We start from the raw sequence: 18,136 nt of genomic DNA on the forward strand, positions 1-18,136 counted from the left end.
GCGACGGCCGCCACGGCCGAAGCCCCGGAGACGGAGCCCAAGCCCCGCCGCACGCGCAAGACGGCCGCGACCGCCGAAGCCCCGGAGACTCCGGAAGCCGAAGCCAAGCCGCGCCGCACCCGCAAGACGGCAGCCACCGCCCCGGAGCCGACGGAAACCCCCGAAGCCGAGGCCAAGCCCCGCCGTACCCGCAAGACGGTGGCCGCCGCCCCCGACGCGGACGGTGTCGTCGAGGCGACCGCTCCCAAGGTGCGACGGACCCGTAAGGCCGTCGCCAAGACGGTCACCGCGGAGATTCCGGCGCAGGCCACCGAGGAGCCGGAGGCCACGCCGCGGCGCCGTACCCGTAAGGCCGCGGCAGCCGTCGAGGTCGCCGAAGGCTGATCCGGCACCCCGTCACCGACGGCCCGGCCCATGTTCCTGTGGGCCGGGCCGTCGCACGTCCGGCGTACAGCCGGGCTCACGGCGCGCGGAGAAACAGCGGGCGGCCGGGTTATAACCTCTCCCCATGAGCAGGCCCGCCACCTTCGTCCCGCCTCCCGGTGCCCGCGCGTACGCCCTGCGTACCGCGCGTGGGGAGTTCGCCGTCGTCGACGCTCCCGTGGCCGACGGGGTCGAGCCCCGGGGGGTCGCGCTGTTGCTGCCGGGGTTCACCGGGAGCAAGGAGGACTTCAATCCGCTGCACGTGCCGCTGGCCCGGCGCGGGTACCGGACCGTGGCCGTGGACGGGCGTGGGCAGTTCGAGTCGGACGGGCCCGAGAGCGACGAATCCGCTTACGCACAGACCGAGTTGGCGCTGGACGTGCTCGCGCAGGTGGAAGCCGTCGGGGCGCCGGTGCATCTGCTGGGGCACTCGCTCGGCGGGCAGATCTCGCGCGCGGCCGTGCTGCTGGACCACACGCCCTTCGCCTCGCTCACGCTGATGGCCTCCGGGCCCGCCCAGATCTCCGAATCCCAGCAGCAGCGCGTCAAGCTGCTGCGGGACGCGCTCGCGGTGATGGACATGGCGCAGGTCTGGGAGGCGATCCAGGCGATGGAGACGCCCGAGGAGACCGAGACGGCCGCGCTGGACGGCGGGCTCGACGACCGGGACGATCTGCGGCGCCGCTGGCTCGGCACCAAGCCCGCCCAACTCATCGCCACCGGACGTCAGTTGTGCACGGAGCCGGACCGGATCGCCGAACTGGCCGCGGTACCGCTGCCGTTCCACGTCCTGTCGGGCGACAGGGACGACACCTGGCCGCTGCCGCTGCTCGACGACATGGCCGTACGGCTGGGCGCCCGGCGTACGGCCATCGCGGACGCCGAGCACTCGCCCAACACCGACCGGCCGCTCGCCACCGCCGAAGCGCTCGCCGATTTCTGGGACCAGGCCGCCCGCTGAGCCCCGCCACCATACGACTGCCCTGCTCCGACGGGGGCTTGCAGGGCAGGGCAGTCGTCTTTCGGAGGGCTGCGGAGGCGCCGGTCAGTCGGTCCACGTGGCGTGGACGGCGGAGGCGCTGAAACCGGGGCCGTAGGCGACGATCAGGGCCTTCTCGCCGTTCGCCGGAGGCCGGCCGTGGGTGCGTTCGAGGACGCGAAGAACCGATACACCACCGAGGTTGCCCTCTTCGGCCAGAGTGTCGAGGGAGTGGCGGGCGTCGTCCTCGGTGAGGCCGAGGGCCTCGGCGGTGTCCATGATGATGGGCCGGGAGCCGGGGTGGATGACGGGAACGGTCACCGGACGGCCGGCGAGCCAGTCGACCACGGCCGGCATGACGTGTTTCGCCCCGCCCATGGCGGCCTTGGTGGAGTCGAAGTGGAGACCATGGCTGTCGATACGGCCCGCGTAGAACTCCAGCGAGTCCGGGAGGGCGTACTCGAAGAGGCCGGCGGGGCTGTCGATGGTGAGGCCGGCGCCGAGAGGGTCGCTGCTGACGACGGTGGCGGCCGCGCTGTCGCCGAACAGGGCCTTGTAGATCATGTGCTCGATCTTGCTGTCCCTGTGGTTGTAGGCCGTGGACAGCACCTCTGCGGCGACGACGAGGACCCGGGAGCCGGGGTGGAGCAGCGCCTGCTCGACCGCGCGGATGAGGGCGTGCGCACCGCCCGCGCAGGCCGCGGTGGTCAGGGCGGTACGGCGGACGGACGGGCGCAGACCGAGCCGGGCGACGAGGTGGATGTCCAGATTGGGTACGGCCCAGCCGGTGGCGTGGGTGGTGATCAGGCCGGTGATGTCACCCGGTTCGAGGCCGTGGCGCCCGAGGACGGAGCGGGCCGCGGTCTCCGCCATGTCGAGACCGTCGGCGAAGGCCCGGGACGCGCGCTCCTCGATGGGTGCGGTGCCGTTGATGGTGGGCGAATTCAGCGGCTGCGTGAAGTACCGGGTCTGGACACCGCAGTTGCCTATGACCCGGAGGATCGCGCCGAGGCGCGGATGGTCGGGGTGATGGGCGCGGATGTCGTCGGATATCTCGCCCGTGGTGATCTTGTGCGCGGCGAGGACCGTGCTGGGGCGGGCGATGTGAACGGGCATGGGTCCCCCCTAGGACACGTAACCTGATTGGGGTCAAGGTACGGCAAAGTTGGCTGGTTTGTTTCCCCTGCCGTCCAGGTCATGCTCTCTCACGGCCCGTCAAACTCGGGCAAAGACCGATCTCCAGCGCGCTCAGCGGGCCTGGAGCATCGGCGGACGCGTGCTCGACCGGCGCGGGCCCGGCCGAAAGATGAGGATCATGAAGCGTGAGCCGGGTGCCGCCAGCGGCTGCGCCACGCACATCGTCACCCAACCCGGGCCTTCGGCCGCATGCCTGATGGGGCGTTCGTCGCCGTCGGGGTGGATCGAGGCGCCGCCCACCTCGTACAGCGGGCGGGACACGGGATCGTCGAGGAGTTCCTTCTCGATCTGCCGCAGGACCTTGTCGTCGGGGCGCTGGGCGAGCGCGGCCTGGAGCTGGGGCATGACGAGCGGCGCCCAGGCGTTCGCCCAGTCGGTGAGCTGCTCACGGCCGTCGATCAGCATCCACCGCATGGTGTTCTCGGGGGCCTGCCCGGTCGCGAAGATCCGGTGGAACGGCTCGTTGCAGGCGAGCAGGTTCCAGGAGGCGTCGGTGACATAGGCCGGGTGCGTCACGGCGGCGACGGCGTCCTCCCAGGCGGCGGGGACGGCGTTGCCGCTGGTGTCGTAGAGCGGGCCGGGCGGGTCCTCGCCGCGCGCGTACCGGCACAGCGAGATCCACTCCTGCTCGTTGAGGACGAACAGGCGGGCTATGTCGCGCAGCAGGTCGACGGGGGCATTGGGGTAAGTGCCGGACTCCAGACGGTGATACGTGCCGAAGGCCCGGTTCAGGAGCTGGTCGACCTGGTGCTGGGACAGGCCGGGGGCGCGGCGGCCGGGTCCGGTGGGCCGTGTGAAACCGTGTGTCTCGGGGGCGATGAGCGCGCGTCGGTCCTTGAGCAGGCTTTTCAGTGCTCGTTTGTTCACTGGTGCGGATCCCCCGGCTTTGTTGACGGTGAGTCAGTGTAATTAGTGGTGCTGGCTTTACTCCGAAAGATCTCCCGTAGAAATCGTGTAGGTGCGTCCTGCATGCTCGGTGGTGCGTGCCGCTGGCCTGCCAGTGTGCTCATCAGCGGCGACGTGGACAGACCCCCGTCGCGGGCACTGGCTGGAAACTTTCGAAATTCCGGCCGGTTTTCGCGGACGGGGCCACCAGGAACAAAGCCGGGTGGTTTGCCGGTTCTCGTTCGGCGCTTCCCGCAAGGGAACCATGACGCGGGATCGGCATCACCGTCAGCGCACCGCTGACGCAGCCCCGGCGGCCAGGCTGCGGCCGGTGCCCTCCCGCCCCACACCAGGGGACTCGGCACCGGCCGCCGACGTCTCCCCTCCCTCCCGTCCTGCAGCGCGGGCGAGTTCGGTACGCAGGATCACAGCGGCCGTACGTCGTCGGAAGAGGTCCTTCGCCGGAAGACGTCCTTCACCGGAAGGCGTCCCTCATCGGAAGGCGTCCCTCATCGGATTGGCCGAAGTCCGCTCGGTCCCGGCCGCCGGTACCGCTAGTACTGCGCTCGCAGATGCTCCCAGAACCCGTCCCGGAGGGCGCGGCGCAGGTCCGCCTGGCCGCGCAGGGAGTACTGGAGCAGGCTCTCGGCCTCGACGAGCAGGTCCTGGTCGACGGAGCCGGGCAGATAGGGGTGGCCGGGGAGCAGTTCGACCAGCGCCTCGCGCCCCCGGGAGGCCAGCCACTTCGCCGCGATCTGGGCGCCGACGAAGCGGACATCCTCGCGGCCGGGCCGGGACCCGGTGCCGGAGTCGTACGCGGCGGCCGTACGGCGGGAGACGTACGGCTTGAAGAAATCCAGCTCGAAGGTGCGCTGGCTGTCGACCTCCCAGAGCAGGGGCTCGGCCTGGTTGCGGCCCTCGGGGGCCTCGATGCCCCACAGATGGACCCGGGCGCCGTAGCCCTGGGCCGCCTCGACCGCCGAGACCAGGTCCTCGTCGCCGCCGAGGAGGGCCGCGTCGCTGATGGCGCGGTGGCGGGCCAGGGACTCCAGGTCCGAGCGGATCAGCGAATCGACGCCCTTCTGCTGGTTGTTGGCGTTGAGGTTGCCGAGGCGGACCTTGACGTCGGGCAGTTCGGCGATGATCTGCTGCTCGGCGGTGTGGATACGGCGGCGGGCACCGTCGTACCAGTAGACGCGCAGCAGCCGGCTGTCCGCGAAGATCGTGCGGGCCTTGTCGATCAGCGCCTCGATCAGACCTTCGGCGTCGAGGTCGAAGGCCCGGCGGTCCTCGGTCCCGGCGACCAGCCGCCCCGCGGCCGCGTACAGATAGCCTGCATCGACGAAGATCGCGTGGGTGGAGGGCGTCTTCGCCACCTCGGCGAGCATGCGCTCCAGCAGCTCGTTCGTGCGGTCGATGCGGGCACCCAGGGCCGCCAGGTCGTCGTTCATCGCCTCCATTGTCCCGGCCGTCACGCTGCGAACACAACCGCTCCCGGCCGGTTCCTTACTCGCTAGTAATTAGTTGTTCGAAAAATTTCTTTAGCGTAGGGAATGTTCGTAACATGCAGCACGTTGACTAGGGCGTACGACAGCACGTCACCAGTAGTTCTCCTCAGGAGGATGACCAGACGAAGGGAGAAGCCCATGCGCTTCGAGATCAGGCGACTCGACGAGGTCGACGGCACCACCGTGGACTGCACCGTCGTGGACGCCGCCTCCGTCAACCGGATCGTTCAGCAGGCCGCCGCCATCGGACAGCGCCTGTGGATCCGCCCGGCCGAGAACCCGGCCTCGTAACGGGAGCCACCACGCACGCTTTCCGGGGGGAGCCGAGCGACGCCGCTCGGCTCCCCCCGGATCACGTTCAGCTCCCCCGGATCACGTTCAGCTCCCCCGGATCACCTGAGTGATCCCGTTGATGATCTGCTGCACGGCGATAGCGGAGAGCATCATGCCCGCGAGCCGCGTCACCAGGACGACACCGCCGTCCTTGATCACCCGGATGATCAGCAGCGAGTAACGCATCACCAGCCACAGCACGACATGGATCGCGAGGATCGCGGTCCACACCGAGACCTGCGTGGCCACACTGCCGGCCTTCTGCACGGCCAGGATCACGGACACGATCGCACCGGGCCCGGCCAGCAGCGGCATGCCCAGCGGTACGAGGGCGACGTTCACGTCCTTGGTCTGCTTCGGCTCGTCGGTCTTGCCGGTGAGCAGGTCCAGCGCGATCAGCAGGAGCAGCAGACCGCCCGCGATCATCAGCGCGGGGACGGAGACGTGCAGGTAGTTCAGGATCTGGTGCCCCAGGACGCCGAAGACGGCGATGACCCCGAACGCCACACAGACGGCCTGGAAGGCCATCCGCTTCTGCACCTTGCCGGGCCGGCCGGCGGTCAGGGCGAGGAAGATCGGGGTGATCCCAGGGGGATCCATGATGACAAAAAGGGTCAGGAACAGAGAGCCGAAGACGGCGATGTCGAACATGGTTGTGCAGCAGGCCTTGCGGAAGAAGTGATACGGGCGTGAGGGGGGTGCGGCGGGTCGGCCTCAGGCTCCACCGGTGCCCGGCACCGGGAACGCGCCGGTCGCCCGCCGGGTGATCTCCCCGTATACCTCGGGGTCGGTCGTGTACGCGCCCAGGGACACGGTCTTGCGGCTGCCGTGGTAGTCCGAGGAGCCGGTGACCAGCAGATCCAGGTCCTTCGCCAGCCCCCGCAGCCGGTCGCGCGCGTCGGCGTCGTGGTCCATGTGATCGACCTCGATGCCGTCGAGGCCGACCGCGGCCATTTCGGCGATGCGGAACTCCGGCACGGTCCGGCCGCGCTTGGCGGCGGCCGGGTGCGCGAAGACACAGACCCCGCCCGCGCCCTTGACCAGCCGGATCGCTTCGAAGGGGTCGGTCTCGTGCTTCTCCACGAAGGCCCGCCCGCCGTCGGCCAGCCACTCCTCGGTGAACGCGTCGCTGACGGTCGGTACGACGCCCAGCTCGACCAGCGCGGTGGCGACGTGCGGCCGCCCCACGGACCCGCCGGCGGCGATCCGCTCGACCTGCTCCCACGTGACCGGCACGCCCAGCGCGTTGAGCTTGGCGACCATGCCCTTGGCCCGCGGCACCCGGTCGTCCCGCACCAGCTCCCGCTCGGCAAGCAGCGCGGGCTCCTCGGGATCGAAGAGGTAGGCCAGCATGTGCATGGAGATCCCGTCGATCCGACAGGACAGCTCGGCCCCGGTGACCAGGGTCAGCCCCGCGGGCAGCGCGGCGATCGCCTCGCCGTACCCGCGCGTGGTGTCGTGATCGGTCAGCGCGACGACGTCCAGCCCGGCGGCAGCGGCATTGCGCACCAGCTCGGCCGGGGTGTCCGTACCGTCGGAAGCGGTGGAGTGACAGTGCAGATCTATACGCACAAGGACTCCAGACACCGACGATTCAAAGGGGGACACTTGATAGTACCGGCAATTCGAACCCCCTAAGGGGCGCGGGGAACGGCGCGACCAGCCCACCACGGACCCGCACCCGCCCACGAAACAGCACCCGGCACCCCAGTGGGCGCTACGGCCGAAGCAAGCGCGGCGACAACGCTCCGCAGGGCACCAGATCCAGCTCCGGCCCCGCGTCCCGCAGATCGGTGAGCACCAGCTCGTCGTACATGAGCAGCCCGGACTGCTCGGGCCACGTCACCGCCCACAGCCACATGCCGAGCGCCTCGCCCGCGAAGACCGCGCGGTCCTCCGGGGTGCGGAAGACGTGCCACAGCGGGGTCGGGCGGCCGACGGCCAGCACCTTGGCCTCGGGCGGCTTCTCGATGTTCATGTACGGTCCCGGGTCCGGGCCGTCGATGCCCGCGTACCGCGCGCCGAGGCCGACGCCGAGTTCCTCGGCGACCAGGATGAGCTCGGCCGGACCGCCGAGCGGGCCGGGACCCGTGCAGGCCACGGCGGTCGCGCGGCCCCCGCTGCGGTCGTCGCCCGCGTAGGCCACACCGGTGAAGAGCCATCCGACCGGCAGCGGCCAGGGCATCCACACCGGAACGTGGGTGCGCTGCACGACGGCGGCGAGGGCTTCGACACTGGGCGGGATCACGGGCTGCAGCGGATACACCGTGCCGTGCACATCGCACTGCCACGCATCGGCGAAGAGGCCGGGAGCCCTGACCCGGCCACCACACCTCGGGCAACTGGGTTCGCCCCTCATAGGGCTCCACGGTCCTACCCCTGCCCGCCCGCGTCAAGGACGATCACCCGTCCGGACGGAACCGTGCCGGTGGACCGGGCGGGAGCAAGCCCCCTCAGCCGGTGGACAACACCGTCGGCGTCTTCGCCAACTGACCGTTGCCGACCGGGCCTTGGTGAGCTTGCTCACGTGTGTGTCAGTCGAGCGGGACGGACCTGCGGGCGGGATCCCTCAGGTCGGCACCGGCGGCGAGCCAGCGCTCCTGGAGGGCCTGGGCACCGTGCACCCGCTTCCAGGCGGCCTCGTTGGGCGTCATCGGCAGCAGCGGCAGGAACCGTACGGGATCCATCGGATCGTCCAGCTCCAGATCCTCGACCAGTCCGCCGGGCTCGCCCACCAGCACCGAGGTGAAGGGGGCGCCGGGCCACAGCGGATCACCGGTGTCCAGGGAGGCGCCCGGCGTCACGATCAGACCCTCCACCTGCGGGGACGCGGCCAGCACCGCGAGCGGGCGGAGCACCTTGTCGGTGTCGGCGAGGCCCGCGCGGACGGAGAGGACCAGTTCCGCGCGGGGTCCCTTGACCGGGTCGGCGAGCATCGCCGTGGGGTCGGTCATGGGGTGCGCGGACATGCCGAGGGTGGCGTACCGGAGGAGATCCCCCTCCCGGAACCGGAGGACCTCGATGCGGTCCGTGCCGAGGAAGGTGACGGCGGCGCGCGCGTCCGGTTCGCCCAGCGCGGTGCTCAACCGTGCCTCGACGAGAGGAAGAACATCAACCATGCGGGGAGCATAGAACTCGTCAGCAGCGGGCAAAGCGGCGCCTTGACAGTTCGGGCGGCTGCTAATCTGAGCCCCCGAAGAGACTCCCCTACGAGGGACCGGCCGGAGGAGGTGGGGCTGTCATGGATCGAAGTCGACCTGGTAGTACCACTCGCTCTTCCGCCCGCTGATCTGGTCTCTGGCTGGCCGCTGCCACCTTCGCGTGCGCGTTGCCCTTCGGAAGAGCACTTCGTTTCGCTCTGCCTGATCCGTCTGAGTCTGATCCGTCTGATCAACGTCAGTTCTGCATCAGCAGCGAAGCCGCCACCGCGACGGTGCGGTGCTCCCCGCTTTGTGGACGTGCCGGACATCGGACACAGGACCGTCCCCATTCCGGGTAGTTCCACCCGTCGCCCCGCGCTTTCGCTGCCCGCCCGCGAAGGAGCCTGCCCATGTCGATGATCCGCGACCTGCGCGCCGTGGTCCGCCCCGCGTCCCGTCCCGCGCCGCGCAAGGACACCGCCGCCCCGTACGACAGCACCCGCGCCCCCGGCACGCCCTCGGCCGTCGTGGACTGCGCGGTCTACCGCGACGGCGCCCGGGTCGAGAGCGGCAAGCCGCTGAGCCCGCACGAGGCCATGCGGCTGGTGCGGCGCGACGGCGGCTTCGTGTGGATCGGGCTGCACGAGCCGACGGAGGCCGAATTCGCCGGTATCGCGAGCGAGTTCGGGCTGCACCCGCTGGCCGTCGAGGACGCCGTGCAGGCGCACCAGCGTCCGAAGCTGGAGCGCTACGACGACTCCCTGTTCACTGTCTTCAAGACCATCCACTACGTCGAGCACGACCGGCTCACCGAGAGCAGCGAGGTCGTGGAGACCGGCGAGGTGATGTGCTTCACCGGCCGGGACTTCTTCATCACCGTCCGGCACGGCGGCAAGGGCTCGCTCCGGGCTCTGCGGCACCGCCTCCAGGACGACCCGGAGCTGCTGGCCAAGGGCCCCTCGGCGGTGCTGCACGCCATCGCCGACCATGTCGTGGACGGCTACATCGCGGTCGCCGACGCCGTGCAGGACGACATCGACGAGGTGGAGACCGAGGTCTTCTCGCCGGGCCGGGGCGGCGGCGTCGCGCGCGGTGTGGACTCGGCGCGGATCTACCAGCTCAAGCGCGAGGTGCTGGAGTTCAAGCGGGCGGTCGCCCCGCTGCTGCGGCCCATGCAGCTGCTGAGCGAGCGGCCCATGCGGCTGATCGACCCGGACATCCAGAAGTACTTCCGGGACGTCGCGGACCACCTCGCCCGGGTCCAGGAGCAGGTCGTGAGCTTCGACGAGCTGCTCAACTCCATCCTCCAGGCCAATCTGGCGCAGGCGTCCGTGGCGCAGAACGAGGACATGCGCAAGATCACCGCGTGGGCCGCGATCATCGCCGTACCGACGATGGTGACGGGCGTGTACGGCATGAACTTCGACAACATGCCGGAGCTGCACTGGAAGTACGGCTACCCGCTGGTCCTGACCCTCACCATCGGCATGTGTGTGGGCATCCACCGGGTGCTGAAGCGCAACGGCTGGCTGTGAACGGGCCTGGATAGGCTGACCCCATGCGAAGCGAGCTGCTCGACCAGGCCCTCATCGAGGAGGCCGCGAAGAAGTCCGGCCTGATCTGGGTCAGGGGCGCAGGTGCTCCGGCCGCGCGTGCGCTGTGGCACGTGTGGCACGAGGGTGCGGTGTGCCTGGTCGGCGACGGGCCCGGGGAGCAGCCGCTGCCGGCGCTGGTCGACGGCGGCCTTGCCGAGGTGACCGTGCGCAGCAAGGACAAGGGCGGCCGGCTGGTGACGTTCCCGGCGACCGTGACCGAGCTGGCCTCCGGCTCGGAGCAGTGGGAGGCCGCCGTCGCCGAGCTGAAGGGCAAGCGCCTGAACGCCCCGGACGGCGAGGAGATGCCGGGCCGCTGGGCCCGCGAGTGCAGGGTGCTGCGTCTGGCTCCGGCCGGGGCTGCGGTGCCGTTGCCCGACGGCAGCCTGGCGGAGCGGCCTGTGCCGAGCCCGGCGACCACGCGGGAGCCGATTCCGGCCGGGCTGCCGAAGCTGCTGGGGAAGCGGCGGAGGAAGTAGCGCAGGGCCCGTCACGACGTCGGCAGCACTTTGCCGTAGTCCACCGTGTCGTCCTGCGACGGTTCCGTCACGGTGAAGTCCTTGCCCCAGTCCGAGAAGCTGAGCGTCCCCGCGCTGCCGGCGCGGACCAGGCGGAGGGGGTAGGGGGTGCCCTGGAGAGAGACGTCCAGGGTGCCGCCGGAGCCCTTGTCGCCGGTGATGCGGATGGTGGGGGTGCCCGACTGGTCGTGGTGGCCGTCGGTCGCCAGGGTTCCGTGCAGGGTCAGCAGCCCGTCGAGCAGGACCGACTTGTCCGTGAAGCCGCTGAACTTCTTGTACGCGGGATCCCCCTGCGGCACCTTCACGTACTTGCCGTTCAGCTTCCCCGCCGTACCGTCACCGCCGTTGCTGCCGCCCGCGTGGTTCCAGAAGTCCGAGTCGGCCTTGAGGTAGAGCTGCTGCCCCACCCGCAGCAGCTGGAAGGTCGCCCCCTGCGAGGTCACCGACCCGGTGCCGCCGTCCGCCTTCAGGCGCATGTCCAGCTGGTAGGTACGGCCGCTGGTGACCACCGACCCGGCCAGCCGCACCGCGGGTGCCGCGTCGGCCGCCGCGCGGGTCTTCGCCTGGATCTGGTCGGCGGGCAGCTTGCCCACCCCGTTCGTGCCGGCGTCCGGATCGTCCCCGCCGCACCCCGTCAGCACCGCCACCCCTGTCACGGCCAGTGCGCACAGCGCGGTCATCCGCGTGGTCCGGCGGGTTCGGCCCTGGGGAGTCGCAGTCACAGGTGGCGCTGCCTTTCTGACGAGTCCTGAACGGCGTACGGCAGCGTACCGGGGCCCCAGGCCTGTCCCTGCCCACCCGGCGGAACCAGTCCGTCCGGACCGCCCGCCAGGCCATACCCCATCAGGACGGGCTAGCCTGAAGCGCACGCGCGCGGGCATATCCGAGCAACTCACACGATCCCCACGCAAAGGAAGCACAGCCATGGCAGCCGGCGCCCCCCGGATCTTCGTCTCGCACCTCGCCGGGGTCCCGGCCTTCGATCCCAACGGCGACCAGGTGGGCCGCGTACGCGACCTGGTCGTCATGCTGCGCGTCGGCCGGCGGCCCCCGCGGGTGCTCGGGCTGGTCGTCGAGCTGTCCACCCGGCGCCGGATCTTCCTGCCCATGACCCGGGTGACCGGCATCGAGTCGGGCCAGGTCATCACGACCGGCGTCATGAACGTCCGCCGCTTCGAGCAGCGGCCCACCGAGCGGCTGGTCTTCGGCGAGCTGCTGGACCGGCGTGTGACGCTCACCGAGACCGGCGAGGAGGTCACCGTCCTCGACGTGTCCGTGCAGCAGCTGCCCGCCCGCCGGGACTGGGAGGTCGACCGGGTCTTCGTCCGCAAGGGGAAGAAGGGCGGCGCCTTCCGGCGGGCCAAGGGCGAGGCGCTGACCGTCGAGTGGTCGGCCGTCACCGGCTTCTCGCTGGAGGAGCACGGGCAGGGCGCCGAGAGCCTGCTGGCCACCTTCGAGCAGCTGCGCCCCGCCGACCTCGCCAACGTCCTGCACCACCTCTCCGCCAAGCGGCGCGCCGAGGTGGCCGCCGCCCTCGACGACGACCGCCTGGCCGACGTGCTCGAAGAGCTCCCGGAGGACGACCAGATCGAGATCCTCGGCAAGCTGAAGGAGGAGCGCGCGGCGGACGTGCTGGAGGCCATGGACCCCGACGACGCGGCCGACCTGCTCTCCGAGCTGCCCGAGGACGACAAGGAGCGGCTGCTCAGCCTCATGGAGCCTGCCGACGCGGCCGAGATGCGGCGCCTGATGTCGTACGAGGAACACACGGCCGGCGGTCTGATGACCACCGAGCCGATCGTGCTGCGCCCGGACGCCACCGTCGCCGACGCGCTCGCCCGGGTCCGCAACCCCGACCTCTCCCCCGCGCTCGCCGCCCAGGTCTACGTCTGCCGTCCGCCCGACGAGACCCCGACCGGCAAGTACCTGGGCACCGTCCATTTCCAGCGGCTGCTGCGCGACCCGCCGTACGCGCTGGTCAGCTCGATCGTCGACACCGATCTGCAACCGCTCGACCCGGACGCGGCGCTGCCCGCCGTCGCCGGGTTCTTCGCCACGTACGACATGGTCGCCGCGCCCGTGGTGGACGAGGCCGGACGGCTGCTCGGCGCGGTGACCGTGGACGACGTACTGGACCACATGCTGCCCGAGGACTGGCGGGAGCACGAGTTCCACCTGGACGAGGGAGAGGGGGCGGCCACGCATGGCTCCTGAGCGCGAGAGCGGCGGCCGCGAGCGCACCCCGACGGGCGCCACGGCGACCACCCGGGCCCGTACCCCCCGGCTGGACCAGCCGGCCCCGCCCCGGCGCCGCTATCTGCCGGAGTGGGACCCCGAGGCCTTCGGCGTGATGTCGGAGAAGATCGCCCGGTTCCTGGGCACGGGCCGCTTCATCGTCTGGATGACAGGCGTCATCATCCTGTGGATCCTGTGGAACGTCACGATGCCCGTCGCGCTCCGCTTCGACCAGTACCCGTTCATCTTCCTGACCCTGGCCCTGTCCCTGCAGGCCTCCTACGCCGCCCCGCTGATCCTGCTCGCGCAGAACCGGCAGGACGACCGCGACCGGGTCAACCTGGAGCAGGACCGCAAGCAGAACGAGCGGTCCATCGCCGACACCGAGTATCTGACCCGGGAGATCGCCGCCCTGCGCATGGGACTCGGCGAGGTGGCGACCCGCGACTGGATGCGCTCCGAGCTCCAGGATCTGCTGAAGGACCTGGAGGATCGCCAGGGCCGCAGCGACCGGGTCGTATTCCCGGCGGAACGGTCAGAACGGTCGCCGGGACGTGACACAGACGACCGCTGAGGGGCATCCCGAAGGCCCCTTACCGCGCCGTACCATCGTCCTTATGGCTACGGAAGACGCGGTGCGCGAGGCACTGGCGACGGTGAACGACCCCGAGATCAACCGACCCATCACCGAACTGGGGATGGTCAAATCGGTGGAGATCGGGGAGGACGGCGCGGTCGCGGTCACCGTGTATCTCACGGTCTCCGGCTGCCCCATGCGCGACACGATCACCCAGCGCGTCACCGACGCGGTCTCCCGGGTCGAGGGCGTCACCCGCGTCGACGTCACCCTCGACGTGATGAGCGACGAGCAGCGCAAGGAGCTGGCGGCGGCCCTGCGCGGCGGTCAGGCCGAGCGGGAGGTCCCCTTCGCCAAACCGGGCAACCTCACCCGGGTCTACGCGGTCGCCTCCGGCAAGGGCGGCGTCGGCAAGTCCTCCGTGACGGTCAACCTGGCGGCGGCGATGGCGGCCGACGGCCTCAAGGTGGGCGTGGTCGACGCCGACATCTACGGCCACTCGGTGCCGCGCATGCTGGGCGCGGACGGCCGCCCGACCCAGGTCGAGAACATGATCATGCCGCCGTCGGCGAACGGCGTGAAGGTCATCTCCATCGGCATGTTCACCCCGGGCAACGCCCCGGTCGTCTGGCGCGGCCCGATGCTGCACAGGGCGCTCCAGCAGTTCCTGGCGGACGTGTACTGGGGCGACCTGGACGTTCTCCTGCTGGACCTGCCGCCCGGCACCGGTGACATCGCGATCTCCGTGGCCCAGCTGATCCCGAACGCCGAGATCCTGGTCGTCACGACCCCGCAGCAGGCGGCGGCGGAGGTCGCCGAGCGCGCCGGCTCCATCGCGGTCCAGACGCACCAGAAGATCGTCGGCGTGGTCGAGAACATGTCCGGCCTGCCCTGCCCGCACTGCGGCGAGATGGTCGACGTCTTCGGCACGGGCGGCGGCCAGCTGGTCGCCGACGGCCTGACCCGTACGACGGGTACGACGGTCCCGGTCCTCGGCTCGATCCCGATCGACGTCCGCCTCCGCGAGGGCGGCGACGAGGGCAAGCCGGTGGTCATCACCGACCCCGACTCCCCGGCGGGCAGCGCACTGCGGGCGATCGCCGGGAAGCTGGGGGGACGGCAGCGGGGCCTGTCGGGCCTGTCCCTGGGGCTCACTCCGAAGAACAAGTTCTAGGCAGCTACGCCGAAGGGGCGCCGGGATCGACCGGCGCCCCTTCGGCCATGTCTGCGCGGTGTCACGCGTACGCGGACACGTCCTTCACGACGGCGAACCCGAGACCGTACGCGCTCATGCCCCGCCCGTACGCGCCCAGGTGCACCCCCGCGTCGGTCGTACCGGCGAGGACCCAGCCGAACTCCGACTCCCGGTAGTAGAAAGAGGCCGCGACCCCGTCCACGGGCAGCGAGAGCTTGGACCACTCCGGCCCGTCGAGATCGTCGGCCAGCGCCCACGCGGTCTCGGTCTGCTGGTCCAGCCAGTCGTCCCGCAGGCTGTGGTCCATCTGCCCGGGCCAGGTGAACGACAGCAGCCCCACCCCGGCCAGCCAGGCGGCCGAGGACACCGACGTGGCCTCCAGCAGCCCCGTACCGTCGGCGCTGCGCCGGGACGGCTGCGCGGCGACCGTGACCACCACCGCGAACTTCTCCCGCGGCTCACCGACGACACCGGTCTCGACCCGCACGGAGGGCTCGTCACCGTGTCCGATCGAACCGTGCTCGACGGCGCCGTCGGCCGCCGTACCCACCTGCATCAGCCAGCGCGGCCCGGTGAACGCCTCGTCGAGGCCGTACCACGGGAAGGGCGCCTGCAGGTAACCGTCGACCGTGCGCCGGGCGGAGGGAAGCTGTTGTCCGCCCTCCGCGGTCGGCGCCTGCGCGCCCACCCGACTCGTCGTCTCCATCTCCCGGACGCCTCCTCGCTCTCGTCGGACCGGGGCGGCCCGCCCCCCTTCGGGCGTACTCCTCCGGTCCGCACAACAACTCGGCAGCATATCCACACGACCGAGGGCGGCAGGGCAGGCACTGGATGCGTGGGTCGCACGAACGGCCTGTTCAAGCCGTGTGCGACGGGGGCGCGCTATGAAACGCGTCACGTGCGCGGCGTACGCCCGCGTGCGCGTGTCGGGATCGGCCGGGCGGGGGCCGGGATCAGGTGGCGTCCGCGTCGAAGGGCGGCCGGTCGTCCTTGCCGGGCTCCTCGGGCTTCTTGGTCATGTCGATCCGCCCGCCCCCGGAGTCCGAGGACGACGAGGACGAGGCGGACGAGGCGGAGGAGGAGGCCTCGATGTCCCGGCCGTTGACGGCGTCGGTGACCTCGGCCATCTCCTTCCTCAGATCGAAGCCGTTGCGGATCTCCTTCAGCCCCAGCTCGTCGTTGGCGTTGTCCATCTGCTTGCGGATGAACGTCTTGGGGTTGAGGTCCTCGAACTCGAAGTCCTTGAACTCGGGACCCAGCTCGCTGCGGATGTCCTGCTTGGCACTCTCCGAGAACTCGCGGATCTTCCGGATCGTACGCATCACGTCCTGGATGACCTTGGGGAGCTTGTCCGGACCGAATACGAGCACCGCGATGACGACGATCGTCAGCAGCTCCATTGGCCCTATGTCATTGAACACCTGACGCTCCCAGTGCGATGTCCTCGGTCGGTCAACGGTACCCGGCGTTCCTGTCCGACCGGTACCGTCCCGGGGTGAGACTTCTGTCAGTTCTGTTCCGCCGCGCCCAGCCGGAGCGGGATGTCCCGGTCGGTGCCGTCGCGCCGGACGGTCAGCCGTAGCTGGTCGCCGGGCCGGTGGGCGCGGATCTTGACGATCAGCTCCTGGGCCGTGTGCACGGCCTGTCCGTCGACCGCGGTGATGACGTCGCCCGCCTTCAGCCCGGCCCGCTCGCCGGGCCCGCCCCTGGTCACGGCGGGACCGCCGCCCGCGCTCCGGTCGTCGATACGGGCACCGTCGCCGGTGTATCCCATGTCGAGGGTGACCCCGATGACCGGGTGGGTGGCATGACCGTCGTTGATCAGTTCCTCGGCGACGCGCTTGGCCTGGTTCACCGGTATGGCGAAGCCGAGGCCGATGGAGCCGGCCTGGCCGCTGTCCGAGCCGGAGCCGCTGTCGGCGGAACGGATGGCGGAGTTGATGCCGATGACATGGGCGCGGGAGTCGAGGAGAGGGCCGCCGGAGTTGCCCGGATTGATGGCGGCGTCGGTCTGCAACGCGTCGACGTACGAGACATCGCTCCCGTCCCCCTTCTCCCCGCCGGAGGTGATGGGCCGTTCCTTGGCGCTGATGATGCCGGAGGTAACGGTGTTGGCCAGGTCGAAGGGGGCGCCGATGGCGACGACGGGGTCGCCGACACGGACGTCGTCGGAGTTGCCGAGCGGCAGCGGGGTGAGCCCGGTCAGGCCGTGGACCTGGACGACGGCGAGGTCGTACCCGCTGTCGTGTCCTACGACATCCGCCTTGACGGTGTCGCCGCTGCTGAAGGTCACGGATATCGCACCGCTCGATCCGGCGGGGGCGACGACGTGGTTGTTGGTGAGGATGTGGCCCTGGGTGTCGAGCACGAAGCCGGTGCCGGTGTCGCTCTGGTCGGTCCCGGAGACATGCAGCGTCACGACGCTGGGCAGTGCGCGGGCGGCTATCCCGGCCACACTGTCCGGTGCCCGCCCGGCAGGCACCCGCCCGGCCTGCGGCAGATGCACATCACCGCCGACGTCCTGCCGCTCGACATAGGCGCCGGCAATCCCGCCGACGCCCGCGGCGACGAGTGCGACCACCAGCGTCCATCCCATCGCCAACCGCCGCCCCCGCGGCCGGTCGGCCACACCGGCCCCGGTCTGCTGAAACGCCCCCTGCCACCGGAGAGCCTGCTCCTGAGCCGATCCAGCGGCCCAGGGGTCGTAACGCCCCCAGGGCCCACCACCTTCGACACCGGCCGGCTGTGGGGGTGGGGTGGTAGTGGGGGTGGGGGTGGAGGTGGGTGCCTCCGGACCGAGAGCGGGTGCGGCGGGGGCTGCCGGGTCGGAGGCACCGGGGACGGGGACGCCGGACGCGGGTACAGCGGGGACGGGGACGCCGGACGCGGGTACAGCGGGGACGGGGGCGCCGGACGCGGGGGCGCCGGGGCCCTGCGCGGACGTGGATACGGCCGGTGCGGGAACACCGGGGGCCGGTGCCGGCGGTGTGGACGCTCCCTGGCTCTGCGCTGTCGCAGGGTGCTGGACGGGCGGTGCGGGTGCCCAGGGGCCCGGCTCGCCGTAGGGCGGGGTGCCGTAGGGATCGGGGTCGTGCAGGGGCTTCGGACGCTCGGTGGGGGCCGTCCAGGGGTTTTCCCCGGACACAGCCGCTACGTCCGCCTCCACGGCCGCGCCGGCCTCGGTGTCACCGGCAGGCGCGCCGGCCTGGGTGTCACCGGCAGGAGAGGGCACCGGTTTGGCCAGTTCGAAGTCCCCCGACTCCGATCCCGTCGGCCCGGACTCGGCCCGCCCGGACTCGGCCTGCCCCGACTCGACCCGCCCGGACGCGCTCTGTGCCGCATACCGCGCCTCGGTGTCCGTTCGGTTCGTCGGTGTCGTGCCTGCCCGTCCCTCCGGCTCCTCCCCCGGCGGGACGGGCGGGACACGGTTCCCCTCGTTCATGCTCTCCCCACGGCTGGCCGCGGCCGCGCGCTTCGGCGGTGGCCGGCGGAACGTCGACTACGTCCCCGGGTCATCGCCGCGGGAACGGCCCTCACCGGATTCAACCAGGTTC

The 18,136-nt window shown here is 70.9% G+C and carries 18 protein-coding genes and 1 pseudogene; 8 read left to right on the top strand and 11 right to left on the bottom strand.

Annotation, left to right across the window (positions count from 1 at the left end):
• Positions 1–384, top strand: a pseudogene (locus LE548_RS21370) (ATP-dependent helicase); the annotation flags it as partial.
• Positions 385–508: 124 nt separating this feature from the next.
• Complete coding sequence (locus LE548_RS21375) at positions 509–1,384, top strand: alpha/beta fold hydrolase (RefSeq protein WP_225098524.1); 876 nt, start codon at positions 509–511, stop codon at positions 1,382–1,384.
• 84 nt (positions 1,385–1,468) lie between these two features.
• Here the strand turns inward: LE548_RS21375 and LE548_RS21380 are convergent, their stop codons facing one another.
• The 3 genes from LE548_RS21380 to LE548_RS21390 all read right to left on the bottom strand — a co-directional run bounded on the left by LE548_RS21380 (position 1,469) and on the right by LE548_RS21390 (position 4,944).
• Positions 1,469–2,518: a PhlD gene (locus LE548_RS21380; protein ID WP_225098525.1), complete on the bottom strand. Its 1,050-nt coding sequence runs from the start codon at positions 2,516–2,518 to the stop codon at positions 1,469–1,471.
• 132 nt (positions 2,519–2,650) lie between these two features.
• Positions 2,651–3,466, bottom strand: a complete 816-nt coding sequence (locus tag LE548_RS21385; protein WP_225098526.1) for a helix-turn-helix domain-containing protein — start codon at positions 3,464–3,466, stop codon at positions 2,651–2,653.
• A gap of 572 nt (positions 3,467–4,038) precedes the next feature.
• Positions 4,039–4,944 carry an NYN domain-containing protein gene (locus LE548_RS21390; protein WP_225098750.1) on the bottom strand — a complete coding sequence of 302 codons (906 nt, stop codon included), beginning with the start codon at positions 4,942–4,944 and terminating at the stop codon, positions 4,039–4,041.
• A 186-nt stretch (positions 4,945–5,130) separates the two neighbouring features.
• Here LE548_RS21390 and LE548_RS21395 point away from each other — a divergent pair, with 186 nt between their 5' ends.
• Positions 5,131–5,283, top strand: coding sequence for a hypothetical protein (locus tag LE548_RS21395; RefSeq protein ID WP_225098527.1), 153 nt, complete (start codon positions 5,131–5,133; stop codon positions 5,281–5,283).
• A gap of 87 nt (positions 5,284–5,370) precedes the next feature.
• Here LE548_RS21395 and LE548_RS21400 read toward each other — a convergent pair whose 3' ends face one another.
• From LE548_RS21400 to LE548_RS21415, 4 genes are all read right to left on the bottom strand, one after another.
• Positions 5,371–5,976, bottom strand: coding sequence for a MarC family protein (locus LE548_RS21400; RefSeq protein ID WP_225098528.1), 606 nt, complete (start codon positions 5,974–5,976; stop codon positions 5,371–5,373).
• 63 nt (positions 5,977–6,039) lie between these two features.
• Entirely contained in the window at positions 6,040–6,897 is an 858-nt protein-coding gene (locus LE548_RS21405) for a PHP domain-containing protein (protein ID WP_225098529.1), read from the bottom strand.
• 145 nt (positions 6,898–7,042) lie between these two features.
• The gene (locus tag LE548_RS21410) at positions 7,043–7,684 is read right to left on the bottom strand and encodes a DUF6758 family protein (RefSeq protein WP_225098530.1); all 642 of its coding nucleotides are present in this window, start codon (positions 7,682–7,684) and stop codon (positions 7,043–7,045) included.
• Between the two features lie 175 nt (positions 7,685–7,859).
• A complete protein-coding gene (locus LE548_RS21415; RefSeq protein ID WP_225098531.1) occupies positions 7,860–8,444 on the bottom strand; it encodes a suppressor of fused domain protein in 585 nt (194 codons plus the stop codon).
• A gap of 431 nt (positions 8,445–8,875) precedes the next feature.
• Between LE548_RS21415 and LE548_RS21420 the strand changes: the two genes are divergently transcribed.
• Positions 8,876–10,000: a magnesium and cobalt transport protein CorA gene (locus LE548_RS21420; RefSeq protein WP_225098532.1), complete on the top strand. Its 1,125-nt coding sequence runs from the start codon at positions 8,876–8,878 to the stop codon at positions 9,998–10,000.
• 23 nt (positions 10,001–10,023) lie between these two features.
• Positions 10,024–10,536 (top strand): hypothetical protein, encoded by a 513-nt coding sequence (locus LE548_RS21425; RefSeq protein WP_225098533.1) that lies wholly within the window; start codon positions 10,024–10,026, stop codon positions 10,534–10,536.
• Between the two features lie 11 nt (positions 10,537–10,547).
• Here the strand turns inward: LE548_RS21425 and LE548_RS21430 are convergent, their stop codons facing one another.
• Positions 10,548–11,255 (bottom strand): hypothetical protein, encoded by a 708-nt coding sequence (locus LE548_RS21430; protein WP_225098534.1) that lies wholly within the window; start codon positions 11,253–11,255, stop codon positions 10,548–10,550.
• A gap of 244 nt (positions 11,256–11,499) precedes the next feature.
• Between LE548_RS21430 and LE548_RS21435 the strand changes: the two genes are divergently transcribed.
• Genes LE548_RS21435 through LE548_RS21445 form a run of 3 tightly spaced genes read left to right on the top strand, consistent with a single transcriptional unit; the run spans position 11,500 to position 14,561 of the window.
• Positions 11,500–12,789, top strand: coding sequence for a magnesium transporter MgtE N-terminal domain-containing protein (locus tag LE548_RS21435; RefSeq protein ID WP_225098535.1), 1,290 nt, complete (start codon positions 11,500–11,502; stop codon positions 12,787–12,789).
• Positions 12,779–13,384, top strand: a complete 606-nt coding sequence (locus LE548_RS21440; RefSeq protein ID WP_225098536.1) for a DUF1003 domain-containing protein — start codon at positions 12,779–12,781, stop codon at positions 13,382–13,384. The genes LE548_RS21435 and LE548_RS21440 overlap by 11 nt, the downstream gene beginning before the upstream one ends.
• Before the next feature lie 43 nt (positions 13,385–13,427).
• The gene (locus LE548_RS21445; RefSeq protein ID WP_225098537.1) at positions 13,428–14,561 is read left to right on the top strand and encodes an Mrp/NBP35 family ATP-binding protein; all 1,134 of its coding nucleotides are present in this window, start codon (positions 13,428–13,430) and stop codon (positions 14,559–14,561) included.
• Between the two features lie 61 nt (positions 14,562–14,622).
• On the opposite strand, the gene LE548_RS21450 is transcribed toward LE548_RS21445, so the two are convergent.
• From LE548_RS21450 to LE548_RS21460, 3 genes are all read right to left on the bottom strand, one after another.
• Positions 14,623–15,288 (bottom strand): hypothetical protein, encoded by a 666-nt coding sequence (locus tag LE548_RS21450; protein WP_225098538.1) that lies wholly within the window; start codon positions 15,286–15,288, stop codon positions 14,623–14,625.
• 247 nt (positions 15,289–15,535) lie between these two features.
• Positions 15,536–16,003 (bottom strand): sec-independent translocase, encoded by a 468-nt coding sequence (locus LE548_RS21455; protein WP_225098539.1) that lies wholly within the window; start codon positions 16,001–16,003, stop codon positions 15,536–15,538.
• An 86-nt stretch (positions 16,004–16,089) separates the two neighbouring features.
• On the bottom strand, positions 16,090–18,024 hold the full coding sequence (locus tag LE548_RS21460; RefSeq protein ID WP_225098540.1) for a trypsin-like peptidase domain-containing protein: 1,935 nt from the start codon (positions 18,022–18,024) through the stop codon (positions 16,090–16,092).
• Positions 18,025–18,136 lie beyond the last annotated feature (112 nt).

The sequence above is a fragment of the Streptomyces sp. CoH27 genome, assembly GCF_020181035.1.
GTDB lineage: Bacteria > Actinomycetota > Actinomycetes > Streptomycetales > Streptomycetaceae > Streptomyces > Streptomyces camelliae.

Excerpts from the sequence above, each read along its gene's own strand:
- LE548_RS21375 (WP_225098524.1), top strand. The coding sequence starts at position 509 with ATGAGCAGGCCCGCCACCTTCGTCCCGCCTCCCGGTGCCCGCGCGTAC.
- LE548_RS21380 (WP_225098525.1), bottom strand. The coding sequence starts at position 2,518 with ATGCCCGTTCACATCGCCCGCCCCAGCACGGTCCTCGCCGCGCACAAG.
- LE548_RS21390 (WP_225098750.1), bottom strand. The coding sequence starts at position 4,944 with ATGGAGGCGATGAACGACGACCTGGCGGCCCTGGGTGCCCGCATCGAC.
- LE548_RS21395 (WP_225098527.1), top strand. The coding sequence starts at position 5,131 with ATGCGCTTCGAGATCAGGCGACTCGACGAGGTCGACGGCACCACCGTG.
- LE548_RS21400 (WP_225098528.1), bottom strand. The coding sequence starts at position 5,976 with ATGTTCGACATCGCCGTCTTCGGCTCTCTGTTCCTGACCCTTTTTGTC.
- LE548_RS21410 (WP_225098530.1), bottom strand. The coding sequence starts at position 7,684 with ATGAGGGGCGAACCCAGTTGCCCGAGGTGTGGTGGCCGGGTCAGGGCT.
- LE548_RS21415 (WP_225098531.1), bottom strand. The coding sequence starts at position 8,444 with ATGGTTGATGTTCTTCCTCTCGTCGAGGCACGGTTGAGCACCGCGCTG.
- LE548_RS21420 (WP_225098532.1), top strand. The coding sequence starts at position 8,876 with ATGTCGATGATCCGCGACCTGCGCGCCGTGGTCCGCCCCGCGTCCCGT.
- LE548_RS21425 (WP_225098533.1), top strand. The coding sequence starts at position 10,024 with ATGCGAAGCGAGCTGCTCGACCAGGCCCTCATCGAGGAGGCCGCGAAG.
- LE548_RS21430 (WP_225098534.1), bottom strand. The coding sequence starts at position 11,255 with ATGACCGCGCTGTGCGCACTGGCCGTGACAGGGGTGGCGGTGCTGACG.
- LE548_RS21435 (WP_225098535.1), top strand. The coding sequence starts at position 11,500 with ATGGCAGCCGGCGCCCCCCGGATCTTCGTCTCGCACCTCGCCGGGGTC.
- LE548_RS21440 (WP_225098536.1), top strand. The coding sequence starts at position 12,779 with ATGGCTCCTGAGCGCGAGAGCGGCGGCCGCGAGCGCACCCCGACGGGC.
- LE548_RS21445 (WP_225098537.1), top strand. The coding sequence starts at position 13,428 with ATGGCTACGGAAGACGCGGTGCGCGAGGCACTGGCGACGGTGAACGAC.
- LE548_RS21450 (WP_225098538.1), bottom strand. The coding sequence starts at position 15,288 with ATGGAGACGACGAGTCGGGTGGGCGCGCAGGCGCCGACCGCGGAGGGC.
- LE548_RS21460 (WP_225098540.1), bottom strand. The coding sequence starts at position 18,024 with ATGAACGAGGGGAACCGTGTCCCGCCCGTCCCGCCGGGGGAGGAGCCG.